This window comes from Mucilaginibacter boryungensis (assembly GCF_015221995.1).
In the GTDB taxonomy this organism is placed as follows: domain Bacteria; phylum Bacteroidota; class Bacteroidia; order Sphingobacteriales; family Sphingobacteriaceae; genus Mucilaginibacter; species Mucilaginibacter boryungensis.
In genome coordinates this window covers 2659208-2684004 of sequence record NZ_JADFFM010000001.1, presented here as the reverse complement: position 1 = coordinate 2684004, position 24797 = coordinate 2659208, and the positions used below count along the sequence as shown (strand labels likewise).

General features: G+C 43.1%; 16 protein-coding genes. 11 read left to right on the top strand and 5 right to left on the bottom strand.

Translation table 11 applies throughout. The features are described 5' to 3' along the window. Positions 1-14 precede the first annotated feature (14 nt). Entirely contained in the window at positions 15-785 is a 771-nt protein-coding gene (locus IRJ18_RS11300; protein WP_194106308.1) for a heparin lyase I family protein, read from the bottom strand. Between the two features lie 221 nt (positions 786-1006). Between IRJ18_RS11300 and IRJ18_RS11295 the strand changes: the two genes are divergently transcribed. After that, positions 1007-2065, top strand: coding sequence for a LacI family DNA-binding transcriptional regulator (locus IRJ18_RS11295; RefSeq protein ID WP_194106307.1), 1059 nt, complete (start codon positions 1007-1009; stop codon positions 2063-2065). On the opposite strand, the gene IRJ18_RS11290 is transcribed toward IRJ18_RS11295, so the two are convergent. From IRJ18_RS11290 to IRJ18_RS11275, 4 genes are all read right to left on the bottom strand, one after another. After that, positions 2049-2273, bottom strand: coding sequence for a VF530 family protein (locus IRJ18_RS11290; RefSeq protein WP_194106306.1), 225 nt, complete (start codon positions 2271-2273; stop codon positions 2049-2051). The genes IRJ18_RS11295 and IRJ18_RS11290 overlap by 17 nt on opposite strands. 48 nt (positions 2274-2321) lie before the next feature. Then, entirely contained in the window at positions 2322-2852 is a 531-nt protein-coding gene (locus tag IRJ18_RS11285) for an NADPH-dependent FMN reductase (protein ID WP_228072702.1), read from the bottom strand. A 108-nt stretch (positions 2853-2960) separates the two neighbouring features. Continuing rightward, positions 2961-4310: a sensor histidine kinase gene (locus IRJ18_RS11280; protein ID WP_194106304.1), complete on the bottom strand. Its 1350-nt coding sequence runs from the start codon at positions 4308-4310 to the stop codon at positions 2961-2963. Next, positions 4300-5655, bottom strand: a complete 1356-nt coding sequence (locus IRJ18_RS11275) for a sigma-54-dependent transcriptional regulator (RefSeq protein ID WP_194106303.1) — start codon at positions 5653-5655, stop codon at positions 4300-4302. The genes IRJ18_RS11280 and IRJ18_RS11275 overlap by 11 nt, the downstream gene beginning before the upstream one ends. Before the next feature lie 325 nt (positions 5656-5980). Here IRJ18_RS11275 and IRJ18_RS21215 point away from each other — a divergent pair, with 325 nt between their 5' ends. The 10 genes from IRJ18_RS21215 to IRJ18_RS11225 all read left to right on the top strand — a co-directional run bounded on the left by IRJ18_RS21215 (position 5981) and on the right by IRJ18_RS11225 (position 24764). Next, positions 5981-7234, top strand: coding sequence for an efflux RND transporter periplasmic adaptor subunit (locus IRJ18_RS21215; RefSeq protein ID WP_194106302.1), 1254 nt, complete (start codon positions 5981-5983; stop codon positions 7232-7234). 78 nt (positions 7235-7312) lie between these two features. Next, positions 7313-7990 (top strand): ABC transporter ATP-binding protein, encoded by a 678-nt coding sequence (locus IRJ18_RS11265; protein WP_194106301.1) that lies wholly within the window; start codon positions 7313-7315, stop codon positions 7988-7990. A gap of 98 nt (positions 7991-8088) precedes the next feature. Then, on the top strand, positions 8089-10455 hold the full coding sequence (locus IRJ18_RS11260) for an ABC transporter permease (protein ID WP_194106300.1): 2367 nt from the start codon (positions 8089-8091) through the stop codon (positions 10453-10455). Between the two features lie 75 nt (positions 10456-10530). Next, positions 10531-12900 carry an ABC transporter permease gene (locus tag IRJ18_RS11255; protein WP_194106299.1) on the top strand — a complete coding sequence of 790 codons (2370 nt, stop codon included), beginning with the start codon at positions 10531-10533 and terminating at the stop codon, positions 12898-12900. Positions 12901-12944: 44 nt separating this feature from the next. Next, the gene (locus tag IRJ18_RS11250; protein WP_194106298.1) at positions 12945-15386 is read left to right on the top strand and encodes an ABC transporter permease; all 2442 of its coding nucleotides are present in this window, start codon (positions 12945-12947) and stop codon (positions 15384-15386) included. A 36-nt stretch (positions 15387-15422) separates the two neighbouring features. After that, on the top strand, positions 15423-17816 hold the full coding sequence (locus tag IRJ18_RS11245) for an ABC transporter permease (protein WP_194106297.1): 2394 nt from the start codon (positions 15423-15425) through the stop codon (positions 17814-17816). A 95-nt stretch (positions 17817-17911) separates the two neighbouring features. Further along, the gene (locus IRJ18_RS11240) at positions 17912-20287 is read left to right on the top strand and encodes an ABC transporter permease (RefSeq protein ID WP_194106296.1); all 2376 of its coding nucleotides are present in this window, start codon (positions 17912-17914) and stop codon (positions 20285-20287) included. A gap of 108 nt (positions 20288-20395) precedes the next feature. Next, positions 20396-22831: an ABC transporter permease gene (locus IRJ18_RS11235; RefSeq protein WP_194106295.1), complete on the top strand. Its 2436-nt coding sequence runs from the start codon at positions 20396-20398 to the stop codon at positions 22829-22831. 137 nt (positions 22832-22968) lie between these two features. Beyond that, entirely contained in the window at positions 22969-23313 is a 345-nt protein-coding gene (locus IRJ18_RS11230) for a phosphoribosylpyrophosphate synthetase (RefSeq protein WP_194106294.1), read from the top strand. Positions 23314-23504: 191 nt separating this feature from the next. Beyond that, positions 23505-24764 carry a M16 family metallopeptidase gene (locus tag IRJ18_RS11225; RefSeq protein ID WP_194106293.1) on the top strand — a complete coding sequence of 420 codons (1260 nt, stop codon included), beginning with the start codon at positions 23505-23507 and terminating at the stop codon, positions 24762-24764. The last annotated feature ends 33 nt before the right edge of the window (positions 24765-24797 follow it).

Here is a 24797-nt window from a genome sequence, read left to right as displayed (position 1 = left end):
CTGTCTGGAAAGGTTTATTGTGCTACATCTGCATAGCTGGTGCCAATGCGTATCTTTTTCACAATATTGGTAACTTGTGATGCATCACCGCCATATACGCCCCATTTCGGATCGCAGGATAAGCTATCGAAAGTACGGCAATAGTACCTTTGGCTGCCGTTGGTAAATGTTTGCTTTGTGCCATTATACCATAATTCGATATACCCGGTGGTAGCGCTTGTTGATAATTTAATTCTTAAAACAAACGATTGCCACGTGCTAACGGATAGGGGGATAGACCACGGAACCGTAGCGACATGATTAATATCAAAATTTTGCAATTCTAAGTTTCCGTTTACGGTATGCAGCATTAAAGGATGGTTGGCCATTGTATCGGTTGGGTATGATTTCCATTGAAATACGGCCTCGGTTTTTAATGAAGTTGGCATATACAACTTGCTGGTCCAGCCAATATAAATTTCGTCGCCGTTCAGCGCCTGGTAGTTTTTAGCCCCATGCCCTTCGGTACGATGGCTGTCAACAGGTTTTAAAAATTTCCAGCATAATGTCCCTGTTTCATCATTTACGGTGGTTAAAGTGCCCGTCCCTTCAATGTTTACATCCTTCCACACGTTGGCCGACCCCCGGGAAGCATCGCCATTAAACAATACAGATAGTGTTTTGAGTGTTGGGGCACTTTCAACAGGTTCATTTGCATCAACGTTCTTTACGTCTTTTTTGCATTGGGATAACATAAGCCCGCAGCCCATAGCAAGCATAGTCACAATAAGATTGATCTTTTTCATTAGTTAGTTTTTAAATGGTTAATAATTGGTTGCGCAACCGGTTGCGTAAATGTATTAAACTTTTATTTAAAACAAAATTTTTTATTTAATTATCAGTTTTAAGGGTTACAATTGTGTATGGTAATAATAAGATGACATTCAGTAGCTTATTATCATAAAGCCTTAATATTGCAATTACAGTTCAAACATGTTTATGATGCTTGAATAAAGCTTAACAAACAATGAGCATAGAAGACAGCTATAATAAAAATAAAGAGATCACACTTATTGATATAGCAAAGGAATTGAATGTATCCAAAAGCACAGTATCCCGCGCGCTTCAGGATCATCATTCTATTAGTGGCGCTACTAAAGACGCTGTGCGTAAGCTTGCCGAAAAATATCATTACCAGCCAAATGCTATTGCTGCCAGCTTGTTTAAAAAATCCACTAAAACCATTGGTGTCATTGTTCCGATATTGTCTCATTACTTTTTCTCGACCGCAATTGCGGGAATAGAAGAAGTTGCCTACAACGCAGGTTATAAGGTGATTATATGCCAATCAAATGAATCGTACGAGCGGGAGGTGATCGTATCAAAAACACTGCTATCGGCCAAGGTAGACGGATTGATCGTGTCGGTTTCGAAAGAAACTATCAATATGGATCATTTTAGCACTTTTATAAGCAAGAATATCCCCCTGGTGTTTTTTGACCGTTTACCTGCGGGCATTAAAACCAATATGGTATCGGTAGATGATTATGATGGCGCTTTTAAAATGGTTGAACACCTTATTCGGCAAGGGTGTAAAAAAATAGCGCATTTTACCGGTCCATTAAATATCGCTTTATCGCAAAACAGGTTGCAGGGGTATAAAGATGCCCTAAGCAAGTATGATATTGCGATAGACGACGCACTGATCTATGAATGCGGCTTTGAAAGATCGCAGGCGATAGCATCGACAGAAAAGATGCTGGCCGACGGTATTTCTCCCGACGCGATATTTGCGGTTTGTGACCCGGTTGCTATAGGTATAATGCTTACTTTAAAGCAAAAGGGAATAAACATACCTGATGATATCGCGGTTGCAGGTTTTAATGATGACCCAACGGCTACGGTTATCGATCCGCCGTTAACAACGGTTATACAGCCCGCTTTTGAAATTGGCGCGGCAGCAGCAGAGATTTGTTTGAAGCAAATAGCCAGGCCGGGTAGTAAGTACATAAAAAAGATACTTAAAACTGAACTGATCGTCAGACGATCTACTATTAAAAAAAAGCTGGCTAAACCCTTGGTTTAATACTTTCCAAATACAATTCTTCCACCTTCTTCCTGGCCCAATCCGTCTTTCTTAAAAACTTCAGACTGGATTTAATGCTGGGGTTATCCAAAAAACAGTTGATGCGGATACGATAGCCTAACTCAGGCCAGCCATAATGCGCTACCAGGTGGGTGAGGATAGCCTCCAGCGTTTTGCCATGCAGCGGGTTATTGGGTTGTTCGGGCATGTGGTAAATTTAATAAAGCTAAGGCACAAAGCTATTTTAATTCCGAAATCAACCTTTAATTGCTTTTAACAGGTTATCAAACACCAAACGTAATTCCTTTTCGGTAGCGGCATCAATAACATGGCCGCCTGTATCCATTTTGGCGCGGATAAATGGGATAAGCAGCGTGGCACCTTCAATAATATGGGCGTTTATAGCCCCAAGCGTAGTCAATAAGGATGGATGCGCATAGTTGCCTTGCGACGATGCGGTAATAACGGCCACAGGCTTATCTACAAAGTTCCCGGCAGCCACCGTCCAGTCTAGCAGGTTTTTGAGCGAGCCGGGTACCCCAAAAGCGTATTCGGGTGTGCAAATGATCACCGCATCGGCCGCGTTTAATTGCTGGTGCAGGTTTTGCACAGCAGCAGGGTAGGCTTTACCCTCGGCCATTGGAATAAAATGCGGCAACCCGCCCATGCCGGTATAAATTTGGTAATTAATAGCGGCGGGCGCCCAGGTACCTAATAAAGTCAGTAGCTGCGTGTTTGACGAGCCTTCGCGCAAGCTGCCGGATATGGCTAAGATGGTTTTGTTCATAGTAATTATCATGCGTCATGCTGAACCCAAGGAGGAATCCTATACCCGCTTACCGCTTTTATAAGATTTCTCCTCGTACCTCGTTCGAAATGACAGTAGTGGTTAAACTTAAGGCACAAATTGCAGCAAAAACGCCGAACCTTTACCTTCTGCCGATTGTACCTGGATATTGCCTTTATGCAGCAGCATAATTTGCTTGCACAGGCTTAAGCCAATACCGCTACCGGTTTTACGGGTACTAAAAAACGGAATAAATATCTTATCCAATAATTCGGGGGGCATGCCAACGCCATTATCTGCAATTTTTACAATGGTTTTATTATTGGGCTGCAATTCGCCGGATAATATAATGCGTGGTTCGTCACGGTCTTTAACAGCTTCTATAGCATTTACCAGCAGATTGATGATCACTTGTTCAACCAGGTTAATGTCCGCCTCAATCGCCAGGGTAGGGTCGCGCAGGATAATCTCCAGCTCAATATGCTTTTTCTCCAGCGTGGGCTGCATCAGGTTGCTCAGGTTCTCGAACAGGTCGCGTACCAGTACCTTTTTAAGGTCAAGCTTGGTGATTTTGTTCAGGTTGCGGTAGCTCTCCGTGAATTTCAGCAAACCCTCGCTACGTCGTTTAATCGTATCAATACCCAGTTCCAGATCTTCCAGTTGGCTGCTTACGGGGCTATTAGCAATCTCCGGGCTTTGCAAACGGTTTTTCAAAGTATCCGCTAACGATGAGATAGGCGCTACCGAGTTCATGATCTCGTGCGTCATAACGTTCAACAGCTTTTGCCACGCCTTTGATTCCGTTTCATCCAATGCCTCGCTCACATTCTGAAACGCCAGTAGTTTATAAAGGCGGTCATCGCTGCGCAACACACTGGCGGTAACCAATACTTTTATTAATTGCTGGTTACGGGTAAGCGATACTACTTTGCTATCGCCGGGTTTAAGGCCAATCACCTCCTGGTAAAGCGAAGGCTCCCGTTTTTCAAGCGAGTGGATGGTTTTAAGATAAGGAATGCTGAGCAGGTTTTTAAAGGCCTCGTTTATCCAGCCGGTTTCGCCGGTTTCGGCATCGAATGATACAATGCCGGTATCCACCAGTTCCAGTATTTTTTGCAGGTAATGGTATTGGGTTTCCCGTTCGCGGCTGATGAGTTTGAAGGTGGTGTTGATCTCGTTAAAACCCTTGCGCAGCGGTTTAAGCTCGGTAGGTGCCCGGCGCTCATCAAAATGGCGTGAAAAATCGCGGTAGTGGATAGACTCAACAAACTGGTTCACTTCATCCTGCGCCTTTTTCTGAAAGCGGATCAACTCGTACATCTGGTAAGCAATTACCGGCACAACAAACACCAGGTAAATAAACGCGCTTTGCACAACAATAAACGCGGCTATAGTAAGCGTAACAAACAGCGCCAGCACCCGGCCTAAAAAACGCCACTCATATTTTTTATATATCATACTTGCTTAATCTGCGGTATAGTGCGGTACGGGTAAGGCCCAATTCTTTTGCGGCGCGGGTAATATTACCGTTGTGTTTTTCAATTACGCGTAAAATGGCGTTTTTTTCCATGGCGCTCAGCGGGATATTGCTGTCGTCTTCCACCGTTTCAATAGCTGTTTCCAGCGATGAGAAGATCAGGTCGTCGGTCTTCAGGATATGGTCGTCGGCCATAATTACGGCACGTTCTATAGAATACTGCAACTCACGTACGTTCCCCGGGTAATTATACTGTTTTAGCTTGGTTAAGGCTGCGGGTTCAAAATCCATGGCAGGCTTGGCATATTTACCGGTATACAGCTTGGCAAAATGGCGCGCCAGCAGCACAATATCGTTATTGCGCTTACGCAGCGGCGGCATCGTTATCTCAACCGTATTAATGCGGTAAATCAAATCTTTACGGAATTTATTCTCGTTGGCCAGTTCCTGCAGCGGCATATTGGTGGCGCATATCAACCGGATATCAATATCTATAGGTTTATTAGTGCCCAGGCGGGTAACCTGTCTGTTTTGCAGCACGGTTAATAACTTAGCTTGCTGCTGCAGGCTGATGTTGCCAATCTCATCTAAAAACAAAGTGCCGCCATGCGCATCCTCAAAGCGGCCGGGGCGGTCTTCGCGGGCATCTGTAAATGCCCCTTTTTTATGGCCAAATAATTCACTTTCAAATAAAGTATCGGTAAGTGCGCCCACATCCACTTTTACAAACGGCTTATTGGCCCGCATAGACCGTTCGTGAATGGCCTTGGCCATCAAATCTTTACCGGTACCGTTTTCGCCAAGAATTAAAATATTAGCATCGGTAGGGGCAATCTTATTCACTTTATGGAAAATATCCTGCATCGCTTCCGATTCGCCCAGGATGGAAGTAGAACCAGCCGTGCTTTTTTGCGGCGCCTTTACGGTTTTCGTACCTTCCTGTTTGTCCAGCAGATCTTTTATGGTCTCAATAAGCTTTTCGTTATGCCAGGGTTTAACAATAAAATCGTTAGCGCCCTCTTTTAACGACCGTACGGCCAAATCGATATCGCCATAAGCCGTAATCATAATAATGCATACGTTTGGTTTCCATTCTTTAATTTTACGCAGCCAGTAAATACCTTCGTTGCCTGTGTTAATAGCGCTGTTAAAGTTCATATCCAGCAATATCAGGTCAATCTGGTTGCGTTGTATCAGCCAGTTCAGGTTCTCAGGGTTTTTCTCGGTGATCACTTCCTGCGCTTCGGTTTTCAGCAAAAGCTTCACCGCGGTAAGCACATCGGTATCATCATCAACAATTAAAACGGTTGCTTTTTTTAGTATCATTTTTATGCGATAGATTGGAACGGTTAAAGTAATTAAAAAATCTGAGCCTCATCCAAGCCTCTTTAAAGAGAAGGTTTTTATAACCGTTCTCCCCGAGAGGCAGACTAAGGTACTTTTACATACCAATTTAATACCCATATTGCCAACGTGCTGATAAACAGTATTTTTATTTATCAGGCGTAAAATATACTGTATCATAACCGTACACCTGATGTAACATAAGCGTACGGCATATCGCGGCGTATGTTGGATAATATACTGAAAAACAAGGTTTTAATTTGTGGCATGCGTTTGTATTAGCCTATACCAAAATATCTATAAATACGTGGACAGAAAAATTGAAAAAAAGACATGGAACAGCAAACGGATACTTACCATTTGCGGGGTTGTTGTGCTATTGATAGTAATAATTTTTGCGGTACGGTCGGGCACCGGTAAAAGCAAATTGAATGAAGATGCCGAACGTATAACCATTAGCGATGTACATAAAGGCCCGTTCCAGGTTACTATACCCGAAAATGGTACCGTGCAGCCATTAACTACCATTTATATTGATGCTGCCGAAGGTGGCCGCGTAGAAAAGAAATTTGTTGAAGACGGCGCCATGATGAAAAAAGGCGACCCGATATTAAAACTTTCAAACACCGATCTGGAGCTAAGCCTGGCCAACCAGGAAACCGCCGTGTTTGCCGAACTGACCCAAATGCAGATATCGCACACCGCGGCTATGCAAAGCAGTATTGGCAAACTTAACCAGATGGCCGATGTGGATAATGCCTTTAAGGAAGCCGAGCGGATATACAAGGTTGATAAACATATGTACGATCAAAAAGCGATAGGCTTGCAGGAGTTTAAAAAAGCCGAGAATGAATACAACTATCAGCTGCGCCGTAAAAAACTGACCACCCAAATACTATCGCAGGATACTACTATGAACAGGCAGCAGGAACAGCAGGCTAAAGAACAATATGCCCACATGAAAAACACGCTGCAACTGATGCGTAAAAAGGTAGAAGATTTAACTATCCGTGCACCTGTGGATGGGCAGCTAACTTCGCTTGACGCGGAAATTGGTCAAAACAAGGCTAAAGGCGGTAACCTGGGCCAGATAGATGTGATAAGCGGCTACAAAGTGCGGGTTGATATTGATGAACACTACCTGCAGCAGGTATACGTGGGTATCCCCGGAACATTTATCCTTGGCGACAAAACTTATAAGCTAACCGTTAAAAAGGTATACGCGCAGATAACCGCCGGCAAGTTCCAGGTTGATATGCAATTTGTAGGCAAAGTTCCCGAGGGCATCCGCCGCGGACAAACCTTGCAGATCACGCTGGCATTGAGCGATGAAACCCAGGCGGTACTGGTGCCGCGCGGCGGCTTCTTCAACCAAACAGGGGGTAACTGGATATTTAAATTAAGTCCTGATGGCAAAACGGCTTATCGTACCGATATACAACTGGGCCGCCAAAACCCCGACTATTACGAAGTGCTGCAAGGCTTGAAACCGGGCGATAAAGTAATTACCAGCAGTTATGATAATTACGGGGATATACAGGAATTGGTAATAAAGAAATAAACATTGTTAAGCAGCATATAAAAGCGAATAAATAATCACAATTAAAATAAACAAGCCGCTAAGGCTTTGGGAGGCTAAATGATAAAAATTACAAATCTTGAAAAATTCTACCGGACTGAGGAAGTAGAAACAATTGCTTTGAACAAACTATCCATGGAAGTTAAAAAGGGCGAGTTTGTGGCCATTATGGGCCCATCGGGCTGCGGTAAATCAACCTTGTTGAATATACTTGGCCTGTTGGATGATCCCGATGCCGGCAGTTACCTGTTCAACGATATTGAGGTAGCCAATTTTAATGAACGTAAGCGTGCCGATCTGCGTAAGCATAACATAGGTTTTGTGTTCCAAAGCTTTAACCTTATTGATGAGCTGACCGTTTTTGAGAACGTTGAACTGCCGCTGATCTATACCGGCGTACCTGCCTCAGAACGCGTAGGCAAGGTAGAGGCTGTGCTGGATAAAATGCAGATAATGCACCGCCGCAACCACTACCCGCAGCAGTTATCGGGCGGTCAGCAGCAGCGTGTGGCCATAGCCCGTGCGGTTGTGAACAACCCAAAACTAATACTTGCGGATGAGCCTACCGGTAACCTGGACAGCAGCAACGGTAACGATGTAATGGAACTATTAACCGATTTGAACGAACAGGGTACTACCATAATTATGGTAACACACTCTGAACATGATGCCCGCTACAGTCACCGCATTATCCGCTTGCTGGATGGGCAAACTGTAATGGAAAATATTATGATATAACCTGCTGCCAACTAAAATTTATATCAGTTAATCAATGTGCCCTCTGCGGCCCCTTCTTTAGTGGGAAGGGGCCAAATGATGGAATAAATGCAATACCTATGCTTAGAAATTATATCAAAATAGCCTGGAGAAATATCGTAGCACGGAAGTTTTATACCTTGCTTAATATTGGCGGCCTGGCGCTGGCGGGTAGCTGCTGCATTTTTATTTACCTGTATACCAGCTATAATTTAAGCTTTGACAGGTATCATCATAATTCGGATAATATATTCAAGCTGGTTTATGAACTACATCTTGATAAGATAGAATATGATAAGGGAGCCTCGTATGCCGAATACCAGGCAGCATTAAAAAACATACCACAGGTAAATCAGGGGGCATTTGCGATAGTAAACCAGGATATGATTGTTAATGTTGAGGGGGGCAAGCGTTTTAAAGAAGATAAAACAGTCACTTTTGCCGGCTCAGATTGGTTTAAATTATTTAGCCATCAATGGCTGCGTGGGAGTGTTACCAGCCTTGATGCTCCGTTTAATGCTGTGCTTCGACAAAAAACTGCTAATAAATATTTTGGTAATACGGATCCGATAGGAAAGACCTTAATTATAAACGATCATTTAATAAAGGTTTCTGGTATTATAGCCGATGGCCCTTTCACTACGGATTACCGTGCGGATATCTATCTTTCCTTCAGTACTTTTTTTTCGCAGCCCAAATTTGAAAAGGCTTTTTTTACCGATTGGGGATATTTAAGCAGCCCGTTTACCGCATTTGTTAAATTGAATGATCCTAATCAAAAGGATGCGGTAGAAAAGCAATTATTAGCGTTGGAAAAAACGCAGAAGTGGGCAGATATGTATAAGTATTTTCACTTTAAGTTACTACCCCTGAAAGAAGCCCATTTTGATACCCGCTACGGCGGTACTGTGCAAAAAGCCCTGCTATGGAACCTGATAGCTATCGGATTACTTATCATTAGCATAGCGGTTATTAATTATATTAATATTGTATTAGCCCAGCAAACCAGGCGTGCGGTTGAGATAGCTACACGGAAAGTGCTTGGTGGCTCGGTCAGCCAAATTTTTATGCAGTTCGTTACCGAATCATTGGTAACATCGGTGTTAGCCGTAATAGCTTCTATCTTAATGGTGATATTGCTTTTACCAACAGCTAATTTATGGTTGTTCACCGACGCCCCTATCCATATTGTTTCATACACCGGCCTTGGCCTATATGCTATCATTTTACTAATAATAATAGGGATTAGTACCAGCATTTATCCGGCATGGTTATTAAGCAGGATAAGCTTAGCCCGTGTACTTAAAAATAATCTCCTAAATCTGCAGGCAGGTATTGGGCGCAAAATGCTGATAGTATTTCAAAATACGATTACCCAGGGGCTTATAATTTGTACCATCATTATTATTGCCCAGGTATATTTTCTTAGAAACACAGACATAGGCTTTGATCGTAAAATGGTAATCACTATTCCTACGGGCCAAACTACCGCTTCACAAAAATATCAGCTAACCGAATACCTGAAACATATTCCCAATGTTCAATCTGTTAGTTTTTGCCTTAATTCACCAGCCAGCACCAGTGCACGTGGGGGCACGGTAATGCTCAAAACATATAATTGGGAGCCTTGGGCTGCACGCTTTGCCTATGGCGATTCGGCATACTGCCGTACTTTTGGTATGCAGATTATAGCTGGCCGTAATATCCGTAACCAGCAGCCAATCCACGAATTCCTGATCAATAAAACAATGGCGGATATGCTGCGCGCGAAACATAAGGAAGATGTTATAGGCGAAAAACTCTCGGCAGGCGATAATAAAGGGGTTATAGTAGGAGTGGTGAAGGATTTTAATGTGAACTCTTTACAGGGGCGTATCGAGCCGTCACTAATACAGGAAGACAGTACCCTGCAAACGGGAATGGCTGTAAAGTTGGGGAGAGGCAATATTGAAACAACGATGGACGATCTGCATAAAGTATACCAGAAAGTACTGCCTGATCAGGTATTCACGTATCAGTTTGTTGATGAACAAATAGCACAGTTGTATAAAAAAGAAAGTATCCAGCAAAAACTCATTTGTGTTTCGGCCTCTATAGCTATTGCCATAAGTTCGCTGGGTTTGTTGGGTTTAGTATCGTTGATAGCGTTACAGCGTACTAAAGAAATAGGCATCAGAAAAGTGCTGGGGGCATCAGTTACCCAGTTATGGCTGATGCTCTCGGTCGATTTTGTTTGGATGGAAATATTGGCCTTCGCCATTGCGGCGCCGGTATCGTTATGGATCATGAATAAATGGCTGCAAAATTTTGCCTATCATATACAAATACAATGGTGGATGTTTGCCATGGCCGGTTTAACGGCAATTGTAATTGCTTTGATCACTATTAGTTTTCAATCAATTAAAGCGTCCATAGCTAACCCGGTTAAAAGTTTACGGAGCGAATAGGTATTGGCTACGCTGTTATTAATCATTGAGTGATATGTTATTAGAAGGAATCAATAATTCAACCAATCAACAATTATGTTAAGGAACTATATCAAAACCGCGTTCAGGAGCTTGTTAAAAAACAAGACCTACAGTTTTCTGAACATTTTTGGATTGGCTATAGGCATAGCTTGCGCGGCCTTTATTTTTTTGTGGGTGGAGAACGAGGTCAGCTTCGATTCGGTACATCAAAAGAAAGACAGACTGTTTATTGCTAAAGAAAACCAGCAGTATGTTGATCATGTTTTCACGCATTCATCAACCCCCGGTTTGTTTGGTCCGGCTATAAAAGCTGAGGTCCCCGGCATAGCTAATGTTTGCCGGACATCTGAAGATCAAAGCTTTTTATTTTCAAAGGGGGATAAAGCATTTTACGCTACGGGCATCTACGCGGAAACATCTTTATTCAGCATGTTTACCATGCCTTTTGTGCAAGGCAATGCCAGCAGGGTGTTAACACAACCTCATTCGATGGTAATTACCGAGTCGGCCGCTAAAAAGTTTTTTGGTAGCCAGGCAAACGTGGTTGGGCAAACCATTAAAGTAGATAACAAACAGGATTATGTGATAGAAGGAGTGGTGAAAGATAACCCGGCTAATTCAACATTTCAATTTGAATGGGTTATGCCATTTCAACCTTTTTTTGATGCCAGTCCGTGGCTGCAAGGTTGGGGCAATAATTCATTACATACTTATGTTGAGCTAAAACCAGGTGTAAGCCCCGAAACTGTAAATAAACAGCTGTATAATTTTCTACCTAAAAAATTGCCAGGCGCCATCAGTCATGTTTTCCTTTTTGGGATGAAAGACTGGCATTTGCGCGATGTTTTTAAAGATGGCAAACAAACAGGCGAAGGGCGTATCCAAAACGTGCGGCTGTTCTCTGTCATCGCCTGGATAATATTGCTTATTGCCTGTATCAACTTCATGAACCTGGCTACAGCCCGCAGCGAAAAACGCGCCCGTGAGGTTGGCGTACGCAAGGTTTTAGGCGCGGGCAAAAAAATGCTTATTGCCCAGTTTATTGGCGAAGCATTATTTATGGCGCTATTATCTGCCGCTATTGCCGTGCTTATTGTCCTGTTACTGCTCCCGGCGTTCAATCTGTTGGTTGAAAAACAACTGACCGCAGGGTTTAACAACCCGTTACATATTACAGCAGTTTTGCTTGTTGCGGTTGTTTGCGGGTTGATAGCAGGCAGCTACCCCTCCCTTTACTTATCATCATTTAACCCGGTTTCGGTATTAAAAGGGATCAAATTGAAAGATGGCAGTGCAGCATTTGTGCGTAAAGGATTAGTGGTAACACAGTTTACCATTTCTATTGTCCTTATCATCTGCACCATAATTGTATATCAGCAAATACAGCACGTTAAAAGCAGGCAGCTGGGCTTTAACCGGAATAACCTGATAGAGATGGATGCCCAGGGCAATATTTCCAATGATTTCGCCCGCATACAGCAGGATATGCTCAATACAGGCTATGTTGATCACGTAGCTTTAGCCGACCACCCAACGCTATATGATGGCAACAATACTTCGAGCTATACGTGGGAAGCTAAACCTGCTGGTTCGGTAGTTTTAATATCGCGCAGGTATGTTACCCCCGAATTCATGTCAACACTGCATATGAAACTACTGGAAGGCCGCAACCTTACCATAGCCGATACCACAAATGAATCGGGTATAGTAATTACACAATCTTTGGAAAAGCTGATGGGTAAAGGCAGTGCTATAGGCAAAGTGATACGACATGAAGGTAATAAAACAGCATCAACCGTTGTTGGTGTGGTAAACGATTATGTGTATGGAAACATGTATGGCAAATCAGACCCGGTAGTGTTTCTTAGCCTGCCGCTTGATCATGCCAACTACATGTACATTCATTTTAAGCCAGGAAGCGATGTGGAAAAGGTTGTCGCCTCTATTCAATCGGTTATGAAAAAAGATAATCCCGCATTCCCGTTCAACTACAGGTTTTTAGATACCGAGTTCAATAAATTATTTACAGGCGAAATGCTGGTGAGCAAGCTATCGCGTGTGTTCGCAACGCTGGCTATCATTATATCGTGTTTAGGCTTGTTTGGTTTAGCGGCCTACACTGCCGAACGGCGTACAAAAGAAATAGGCATACGTAAGGTATTAGGCGCCAGCGTTTCGGGCATAACCGGCTTATTATCAAAAGATTTTTTACAGCTCGTTATCGTATCGTGTGTGCTGGCCTTCCCTGTAGCTTATTATATGATGCATAACTGGCTTAGCAGTTATCGTTACCGCATTGATATGCAATGGTGGGTGTTTGGCATGGCCGGTTTAGCGGCAATTATTATAGCCCTGGTTACTATTAGTTTCCAATCAATTAAAGCGGCGATAGCTAATCCGGTTAAAAGTTTACGTAACGAATAATGACAGTTATCAACAAATATTGACAGCGTTTAACAGATAGCAAAATGATACGCAACTACATTAAAATAGCCTGGCGCAACCTTGTACGTAATAAGGTTAGTAGTTTTATTAATATAAGCGGGTTAGCCATTGGCTTAACTTGCTTGTTACTGATAGGGATGTATATAAAGGACGAGTTAAGTTATGACCGTTCTTTTACAGATGCGAAACGGATATACCGCGTAAACATTGATGTAAAGCGGGGAAACGACCGGTATGTTGTTGGCCATACGCCGCCGCCGGTTGGTAACGCGCTGGTAAAGAACTTTCCCGAGGTAGAAAGTTACACACGCATATTTATGCCGGGCGATGAGATCATCCATTACGAAATAAATGGCCGGAAGAACTCGGTGACCGAGAAAAAAACGCTTGTTGTTGATGCCAATTTTGTAAAATTCTTTAACTACCCATTAGTTGCCGGCGATGCCTCAACATGCCTGAATGGGGTACATTCATTGGTTATTACCCAACAAGCGGCAAAAAAATACTTTGGTGATGCATCGCCCCTTGGCAAAACGCTGGTATTGAACGGAAACGGAACGCCATATACAGTTACTGCGGTATTAAAAGATCTCCCCAAGCAATCATCACTACAATTCGACGTTTTGCGACCAGCGGCAAGCGCCCGGGTAATTAAAAATTTTGATTGGAGCTGGATATGGCTGCAAATGGGCACCTATGTTAAACTTAAACCCCAAATAGCCGGTAACCCCGCCAGGGTTGCGCAATTAGAAGCGAAATTTCCAAAAACTATAGCGCAGCTAACCAGCAATATGCAATTTGGTAAGCCGTATGGCATTTTTAAACTGCAGCCACTAATTGATGTACATCTGTATTCGGCAAACATCGGCACACGCTATTTCCAGCAAAGCGATATTAAGTATGTCTACATATTCCTGACCATTGCCTTTTTTATTATGCTGCTGGCTTGTGTAAATTTCATGAATTTATCTACCGCGCAATCGGCTAAAAGGAGCAAGGAGGTGGGGATCAGGAAAGTTTTGGGCTCTTTGCGTAAGCAGCTCATCAGGCAATTTCTTGTCGAAGCTTTATTGTATAGTATTTGCGCCGGTATAATAGCCCTGCTATTAACTATAGTGGTTTTACCCGCATTTAACCAACTGGCCGATAAAAGTATTTCGGCCGATGTATTTCTTAACTATAAGACATTTATAGGGGTTGTGGCATTAGTGCTTATTACCGGCTTGCTTGCCGGCAGCTACCCGGCATTTTTCCTTACCTCGTTTAAACCCGTTAGCGTATTAAAAGGCAATAGTTTGTTTAAAGCCTCGGGCGGTGCATTTTTTACCCGCAACGCCCTGGTGGTTTTTCAATTTACCGTATCAACTATCCTTTTGATATGCACTATTGTAGTGTACAAGCAATTAATGTATAACCAAACAAAAGACCTTGGTTTTGACAAGGACAATGTGGTTATTATATCAAACCCGGCAAACCTTGGAGCAAGCGAAGAGACCTTCCGGCAGGAATTACTGAAGAAGCCCGGGGTAATTAATGCCAGTATATCATCGGGCCTGCCGGCCGAAAGTTCATTTGGCGACAATTACGTACCCGAAACTAATCCGGCTAATATCACCGAGTTAACAGGTATCGACCTTTCATCTTTTATGGTTGATGAGGCTTTTGTACCAACATTAAAGCTTAAAGTGATAAGCGGCAGGGCCTTTTCAAAAAACTTTGCCGATTCGTCGTCTGTGATATTAAACGAACTTGCCGCCAAACAAATAGGCTGGGAAAATCCCATCGGTAAAACCATTACTTATCCTGGTAACAACAATCAAAAATTTACAGTGATAGGGGTGGTGAAGGACTTTAATACCGATTCGTTCCGGTCCAGTATTGTGCCATACGCGCTGTTTTACACCACCTCAAAAACATATAATATCAGGTCTTCTTACCTGACTGTACGAATCAAGCCCGGAGATTATAATGCAACACTTAACGCCATTCAAAACAAATGGAAACAGTTTGCGCCCGAACTACCGTTTGATTACAGCTTTATGGATGCAGAATTTAACTTACTATACCGTTCTGATCAAACAATAAGTAAGGTGCTGACAACCTTTACCGTGCTTTCAATAATTGTGGCTTGTTTAGGTTTGCTTGGTTTGGCCATGTTTACCGCCGAACGCCGCACCAAGGAAATAGGTATCCGCAAAGTTTTGGGGGCTTCTGTTCAAAATGTAGTGGCCATGCTATCAAAAGATTTTCTTTTGCTGCTATTAATAGCCTCGATAATCGCTTTCCCAATAGCCTGGTACGCCATGAATAAATGGCTGCAGGATTACGCCTATCGTACCAATATAAGCTGGTGGGTATTTGCATTAGCGGCAGGGCTAACGGTCACTATAACATTAATAACTATAAGTTTTCAATCAGTTAAAGCAGCATTGGCTAACCCGGTTAAAAGTTTAAGAAGCGAATAGAAATATAATGAATAATTAATTCAAAAAATTGATATCATGATCAAAAACTATATCAAAACGGCCTGGCGGGGTATGCTTAAGAATAAGTTTTATACCCTTATCAATATTATTGGATTAACCATAGGCTTATCGGTAGGGCTGCTTATTTTGCTTTGGGTGCAGGACGAGTTGAGTTTTGACCGCTTTAATACCAAAGCGCCAAATATATACCGGCTGGAAACCGTAGGAGGGCTGGGGCAAAGTCGCCGGATATTTAACGAAGACATGGCCCCTATAGCCACATTTGCAAAAAAAGAAATACCAGAGATTGCCAACGCCGTTCGTATTGCCCCAAACTACCTGGCGGGTTTATTTAAGTATGGCGAAAAAACTTTCAGCGACGATATATCGGTGTTTACCGACCCTTCGTTATTTTCAATCTTTGATTTCCCTTTGATAAAAGGCGACCAGCATAACCCTTTTCCGGATATTAATTCGGTTGTTATTACCCAGAAAACAGCCCTTAAATATTTTGGCAACAGCGACCCAATAGGAAAAGTAATTGTTGATAACAACAAAGTTAGTTTTAGGGTAACTGGTGTGATAAAAGATTTTCCGCACAATTCAAGTATCAACTACGGCTTGTTTTTTCCAATGGGTTATCTTAATCAGGTAGCCTATATTAAAAATAATGTTACCTACCATGGTTCATCGCAGCTTGCTACTATGGATGCCGATTGGCATAACCTGGGTTATGAAACATACCTGCTAACCAAGCCGGGTGTACAGGTAAATATTAAGCAAATTCAAACCAAACTGCGTAATATACATATCCGTAACAAAGCCGATGATACCGATGTGGCTTACCTGATGGAGCCATTAACCCGAATGCACCTGTATAAATCTGACGGTACAGATGGCGGCATGGCTACCGTACGGATATTTGCCATTATTGCTATACTGATACTGATAATTGCCTGTATTAACTATGTCAACCTGTCAACCGCGCTTTCCATGCTGCGTGCAAGGGAGGTGAGCATGCGTAAGATTATAGGGGCTGCAAAAGCGCAATTATTTGCGCAGTTTATTGTAGAGACCGTTGTGCTGTACCTTATTGCCACCATACTGGCTTTTGGGTTAATGTTCGCATTAATGCCGGTTTACAATCAGTTTTCGGGCAAGCAGTTGATATTTAGTTTAAGCGACGTACAGGTTTGGACGGTTATAGTTATAGCGCTTATAGTTACTTTGGCCGCATCCAGTATTTATCCTGCGTTGCTTTTATCGTCTTTCGATCCATTGAAAGCCCTTAAGGGAAAAATATCCGCCGGTATGGGCAGTGGCACGTTCCGTAAAATGTTGGTTGTGGTACAATTTACAGTTTCTATCATCCTGATCATAGGTACATTGATAATTGGCAGGCAGCTTAGTTATATCCGTAATAAAAACCTTGGTTATGATAAAGAACATGTACTAACATTTTTTATGGGCGGCGTAGGAAAACAATACGACGCTTTTAAGGCCGAGCTGATGAAAAACCCATCTATCACATCGGTTAGCCGCTCCAGTTCAAACATTGTTGATGTGGGTTCTTTTACCGGCGATGCTGATTGGGAAGGCATGCCGGTGAACGGCAACCTGTATTTTCATCCTGTATTTGTAGATAAAACATTTATCCCATTCTTTAAAATGAAATTGTTATCGGGCCAGAATTTTACCGGTGCGGTGGCAGATTCATCGCATTATATCCTGAACGAAACCGCTGTTGAGCAAATGGGCATAAAAGACCCGGTAGGCAAAAAGTTCAGGATGGGCCAGGTAAAAGGGACAATTATTGGCATAGTGAAGGATTTTCATTTTAACAGTCTGCACAAAAAAATAGAGCCCGCAATACTGGCCTATAATCCCAATATCGCCGGACGGATCTATATAAAAACCACCGCAGCCAACACACACGCAGCATTGGAGGCTACCGAGCGCGTCTGGAAACAATTTGACCGGGAAACGCCGTTCAATTCCATTTTTTTAGATGAGAGTTTTGGTCGCCTGTATAAAATAGAGCAGCGTACCGGGGCGTTGTTCAATGTTTTTGCCGCGGTAGCCATTATTGTATCGTGTCTGGGCTTGTTTGGTTTAGCAACTTACACGGCACAGGTAAAAACAAAGGAAATAGGCATACGCAAAGTGCTGGGCGCCAGCGTAGGCAGCATTACCCGCATGCTATCATGGGATTTTTTATTGTTAGTATTACTATCAGTGGGTATAGCTGTGCCTCTGGCCTGGTATGGCATGAATAAGTGGCTGCAGGATTTTGCTTACCACGCAAAAATACAATGGTGGCTGTTTCTATTGGCTGGGTTATCGGCTATGGTTATAGCGCTTATTACAATTAGTTTTCAATCAGTTAAAGCAGCATTGGCTAACCCGGTTAAAAGTTTACGGAGCGAATAGAATTAGTCCGAAAGTCGGGAGTCCGAAAAAATATATTTAGTAATCATCTTCCGGACTTTCGGTCTTTCCGACTTCCGGACTAAAAAAATAGAAATATGATAAGGAATTATATTAAGATAGCCTGGCGCAATATTTACAAACGTAAAGTGTTTTCGCTGATCCACATTTTAGGATTAACTATAGGCATTACCGTTTGCCTGATGATCTTCCTGTTTATTATGAACGAGTTTAGTGTGGATAGTTTCCATAAAAACGAAGCGAATATTTACAGGGTAATGCGCAAGTTTGATAAAACAAAACAGGATGTTCCTTACCTGTCGGGCCCGTATGCACCGGCTTTGCTGAACGATTTCCCCAGCGATATTAAAATGGCGGTGCGGGTGCGCCCCACCAATTACCTTGTATCGTTTGATGACAAAGCCTTTTCTGAGCGGAATGTCTACGACGTTGACCCCGGCTTTTTTACATTGTTTTCTTTTCCGCTGCTAAAAGGTAATGCGGCAGACGTATTGAAAAACCCCAACAGTATAGTGTTGACGGAAAAAACAGCTAAAAAATATTTTGGCAGTGCAAATGCGGCGATGGGTAAAGTAGTACAAATTGATAAAAACCTGCGGCTAAAAGTTACGGGCGTTGCTAAAAATATCCCCTCAAATTCGCACCTGGATTTTGACATGGTAGTGCCAATAACCAACTATACAAATGGCGATGGCTTTAAAAACTGGATAAATAACAGCCTATTTGTATACGCGCTATTGAACGAGCATACAGACAAAGCCCGCCTGGAAAGTAAATTTGACGGCTTTATGCAGAAGTATATGGGGGATGCCATGAAAAAGTACGGCTTTAAATTTGGATTATCGCTTACCCCAATGAAAGATATTTACTTCAAACCGGCTTCGGCGTTTGATAATGTGAAACATGGCGATAAAACGGTAGTCTACATCTTTATATCTATTGCGGTGCTTATTATGCTTATTGCCTGCATCAACTTTACTAACCTGGCTACCATCAGGGCGGTAGAGCGTTCCAAAGAAGTGGGCCTACGTAAAGTTATGGGCGCCCTGCGCGATCATTTGGTGCTGCAATTTATCGGCGAATCAATTTTACTCACACTCATCTCGTGTGTGCTTTCCATTGGCCTGCTATTACTCCTAATGCCTTCTTATAACCACATACTTGGCTATAACTTAACCGTATCGTGGAATACACCGCCTATATATCTTTTCCTGTTAGGCGTGATACTGGTTGTTGGCTTTTTGGCAGGCAGTTATCCCGCGTTCTTCCTTTCAACATTCTCACCTGTCGAAGCGCTTAAAGGCAAACTGAAATTGGGCAAGGGCGGTTCGTTTTTCAGGCAAGTGCTAGTGGTAGTGCAGTTTAGTATCTCGGTGCTGCTGATTATTGGCACCATAGTTATTATGAACCAGATGAATTATGTGAAAAGTAAACAACTGGGGTATGATAACGCCCAAACCTTAGTGATACCTATCGATAATAACGATATCTACAATCATCGTATAGCCTTTAAAAACCAGCTGCTGCAAAACAGCAACGTGGCTTCGGTATCCTTAATGTCGGGCGAACCAGGTGGGTTCTTCGATATCCAGGGGTTTGAAGTTGAAGGTCAACGGGAAATGTTTAAGCCGCGTAGCGAGTTTGCCGATTTTGACTATGTGAAAACCCTGGGCTTAAAAGTTATTGCCGGCCGCGATTTTTCGGGCCAGTACGCTACCGATACCGCACAAGCAGTTTTAATTAACCGCACGGCCGCCGCTAAATTGGGTTTTACACCAAACGGGTCATTGGGTAAATGGATAAAAAACTCGTTTCGTGATAGTGTACGCCGCCGGATAGTGGGGGTAGTTGAGGACTTCAATTTCCTGTCGCTGAAAGAAAAGATGGACGCGTTGGTAATATCACCAAGCGACGATCGCAGGGTAGTGGTAATTAAACTAAAACCAGGCAACCTTACGGCTTCGGTTGATGCGGTACGGAATATCTATCGTAACGTAGCACCCGTTTACCCGTTTGAATATACTTTCCTTGATAAAAAGTTTGATACCACTTATAAAAACGATATCAGGCAGCAAACCATTATCACCATATTTTCAAGTCTGGCCATATTTATTGCCTGTTTGGGCTTATTCGGCCTGGCATCCTTTACGGCCAGTAAACGCACTAAAGAAATTGGCGTGCGCAAGGTATTGGGGTCGTCGGTGCAAAATATCCTGCTGTTGTTATCAAAAGACCTGTTAAAGCCGGTATTAATAGCCACACTTATTGCCATGCCCCTGGGCTATTACTGCATGAATAAATGGCTGCAAAACTTTGCCTACAAGGTTGATATCGGTGCATGGGTATTTGTACTTGCAGGCCTGTTAACCGCGCTGATCGCTTTTGCAACCATCAGTTTCCAATCGGTAAAAGCGGCGTTAGCCAACCCTGTTAAAAGTTTAAGGAGCGAATGATAAGTGATTAGTCTAAAGTCTTAAGATCAAAGTATACCGACTTACGACTTTAGACTAAAGACTTTTAAATAAATTACTACCGGACTACCGGACTTAAAAAGAAAAGCCATGATAAAAAACTATCTCCGCAGCGCCTGGCGCAATATTGCAAGGCACAAGTTTATATCGTTCGTTAACATATTTGGTTTAACGGTGGGCATTACTTGCTGCCTGCTTATCCTAACCTATGTTTTTAATGAATTAAGCTATGATAAGTTTAACCCCAATGCCGACCGTACCTACCGTGTTACACGCACATTTTATACCCAAGATGGTACAGAAAGCCTGCATTTAAGCGCGGTTGCTCCGCCTTTTGGGCCTTTGCTTAAAACAGCGTTCCCTGATATTGAAAAAGTATCGAGGCTGCTGCCGAACGGGACAATTGCCGTACGGTATAACGAGAAGATGTTCAATGAAACCAACTCCTTTTTTGCTGATGAGAACTTCCAGGACATTTTTAAGTTAGATGTTACCAGGGGCGACCCCAAAACCGGCCTGACTGAACCTTATAACGTAATGATGACGGAAGCCATGGCCCGTAAATACTTTGGCGACCAGGACCCCATTAACCAGGTGGTTTTGCTGGATAACCTTAAGCATGGGTTTAAAGTTACCGGGATATTTAAACCGCTGCCAAACAATTCGCACATGCACGCAGAATTGCTGATGTCGTTTAATACACTTAAAGACAGTACCGTGTACGGCGAAAAGCAACTGCGTACCAATTATGGTAATAACTCATTCTACACTTACCTGTTATTGCCCAAAGGCTACAATGCGGAAAGGATAAATGGGCAGTTAAGCCCCTTCCTTGATAAATACGTTCAATTTAAAGGCATGCCTGCGGGATTGAAAACATCCAAGGTAACTAAACTTACCTTACAAAAATTGACCGACATCCACCTGCGTTCGCACCTGGATGATGAGATAGAGAACAATGGCAATATTACCCGGGTGTACATATTTTCAATTATCGCACTGTTTATATTACTAATTGCCTGTATCAACTATATGAACCTTTCTACCGCCCGCTCAGCTTTGCGGGCTAAGGAGATCGGTATCCGCAAGGTAATAGGGGCGCAGCGGCAGGAAATTATCCGTCAGTTTTTAAGTGAATCGGTGCTGATTACCTGGGTAGCCTTAGTATTGGCTATCGGTATAAGCGCTTTGGTACTGCCTTATGTAAACAGTGTATCGGGGCTAACGCTGTCGCTTTCCAGTTTGCTTAGCTGGAAGGTGATAATTTTAATTGTACTGCTGCCATTTATTGTTGGCCTTATCAGCGGTATTTACCCGGCTATCTTTATGTCGTCGTTTAAACCGGTGCGGGTTTTAAAAGGGCTGGTAAAATCGGGCGCGGGCGGCATATCGTTCCGCAAGGTGCTGGTAGTTTTGCAGTTCTCTATTTCTATTATCCTGATAGTAGCCACTACGGTAGTTTTCAGGCAACTAAGCTTTATACAGAATAAGTCGTTGGGTTTTAATAAAGATTATGTGGTGAACATGTTCTACAACGGAAACCTGAACAATACTTTCGATTCATTCCGCGAGGAGCTTTTGAAGAACCCGGCTATTAAGGAGGTAGGCCGTTCGTCACGCGTACCATCAGGGCGCTTGCTGGATGATCAGAACGCGTCGGTAATGCAGGGCGATTCGCTGAAGCCTATTAAGCTCGATCTGAAATATGTGACCACCGACTATGGTTTCATTCCCACCTATGGTATTAAACTGGATGCGGGGCGTAACTTTTCGCGTGCTTATGTAAACGACACCACCAACTTTATAATTAACGAAGCCGCGGTACAAATGCTGCAATGGAAAAACGCGCAAAACGCCATTGGAAAGGACATGATGTACGGAAATGTAAAAGGGAAGGTAATAGGCGTAGTTAACGATTTTCATTTTGAATCGCTGCACCAAAAGATCATTCCGCTACTGTTTGCTATGCCCCCGGTAAAAAACAATCAGTACAACTATATTTCGGTAAAAGTTGATGGCCGCAACGCGCAATCGGCCATAACTACTATGGAGAGCGTGTGGCGTCATTACCTGCCCGAATCGCCTTTTGCTTATACGTTCCTGGATAAAAAGTTCGAACGCTTATACAGCAGCGAACAATTGCAGGGCCGGTTGGTGACCATCTTCTCGTGCATTGCCATATTTATAGCCTGCCTGGGCCTGTTTGGCTTATCAGCATTCACAATTTCGCAACGGGTTAAGGAGATAGGCGTGCGCAAGGTATTGGGCGCCAGTGTGCCGCGAATAGTAATTGAATTATCTAAAGACTTTTTGATGCTGGTATTAATAGCTGCCGTAATTGCTTTGCCAATAGCCTGGTATTCAATGAATAAATGGTTGCTGGATTTTGCCTTTCGCATCAGTTTAAGCTGGTGGATATTTGCCATGGCAGGTGTAATAGCGTTGATAATTGCTTTTGTAACCATCAGCTTCCAATCGGTAAAAGCGGCTATTGCTAACCCGGTTAAAAGTTTGCGTTCCGAGTAGTCATTGGTCATTAGTATTATAAATAATTAAAACAACATCCCCGGAATTGAAATTCCGACTAATGACTAATTATTAAAACAACATAGGCATTTATATGGTTTAATAAACAGTGATCATACATATCAAACCTAAAAACCATGAAAAACTACGAAACAATGGTCGACGCGCTGAACGACCTTAATAAAAGAGGATATACCGCCAACTTAAGCCTTGAAGGAAATACCATCGACGATAAATCTGCTGATATACATATGGGCCCCGATGATTTTGAGATAGATGAATTTTACCGTTTTGAAGGGCCAAGCAACCCTTCTGATATGTCGATATTATACGCTATATCATCATCTAAATATAATTTGAAGGGCGCGTTGGTTAACGCTTATGGTACCTATGCCGACGATAGCGATTCAGCCATACACGCTAAGCTGCATCATTTTCAGGTAAGTAAAAACCTGCACGGGTCAGACCGGCCATCTGCATAAAATAAAATAGGTGGGGCAGGCCCATGTAAGGCGTTTGTTAATTAGCTATGTAACCATTGGGGTTCAGGTAATTTAACAAGCGCCTTATTCTTTTGATGATATAGTCAATAGCCACAGAAATCTTTCGGCCACATAACCTTTCGGACTTCCGTACTTTCTTATACATTTGCTCATTAAATTAATAAATATACATGGTTAAATTCAACCGTTTTACTTTGGCTAACGGCCTGCGTGTATTGGTACACGAAGATGATACCACCCCAATGGCTGTGCTGAATATATTGTATGATGTAGGCGCCCGTGATGAAAACCCCGAACAAACCGGTTTCGCGCATTTATTTGAGCACCTGATGTTTGGCGGGTCGGTAAATATCCCTAATTACGATGAGCCGCTGCAGCGTGTAGGCGGCGAAAACAATGCCTTTACCAGCAACGATATCACCAATTATTATATTACACTACCTGCCGAAAACCTGGAGACCGCCTTCTGGCTGGAAAGTGACCGCATGCTAAGCCTTGCCTTTAGCGAGAAAAGTTTGGAGGTGCAGCGTAATGTGGTGATGGAAGAATTTAAGCAACGCTACCTGAACCAGCCTTACGGCGATGTTTGGCTGAAGCTGCGCCCGCTGGTATACAAAACCCATCCGTATCGCTGGGCTACTATTGGCGAAAAGCTGGAACATATAGAGCATGCGCAGATCGATGCCGTTAAAGCCTTCTTTAAAAAACATTATAACCCGCAAAACGCCATTATGGTAGTTGGTGGCAATATTAAAACCGAACAAGCTATGCAGCTGGCCGAAAAATGGTTTGGCCCGATACCCGCCGGCGAAAAATATCACCGCAACCTGCCCCAGGAACCTGAACAAACCGAGGCGCGCCGCGCCACCGTAAGCGGTAAGGTGCCGCAAAATTCGGTTTACATTGCTTTCCAGGCAGATGAACGTACATCAGATAGTTATTACGTAACCGACCTGCTATCGGATATCCTGTCGCGGGGCAACTCATCAAGGCTGCACCGTACGCTGATTAAAGACCAGCAGCTGTTCAGCGATATTAACGCGTATTCATCAGGCAGTATTGATAAAGCTATGTTTGTGGTAGAAGGGAAGCCTAACGAGGGGGTGAGCATTGAGCAGGCTGAAGCTGCGATATGGCAGCAACTGGAACTGATAAAAACCGTTCCCGTGCCTGTTGACGAACTAACCAAGGTGAAGAATAAAACGGAGTCGACCCTGCTATTCAGCGAAATGAGTTTGCTGGATAAAGCTATGAACCTGGCTTACTTTGAATTACTGGGGGATGCGGCTATGATGAACCACGAACCCGACAAATATTTGCAGGTTACGGTTGAACAGGTGCAGCAACAAGCCAACAAGCTGTTCAGAAAAGAGAATTCATCGACCATGGTTTATTTGGCGGAGAAAGAAGTTGCAGAATTACAACACTAAAAATTATGTCATTTCGAAGCAGGGAGAACTATT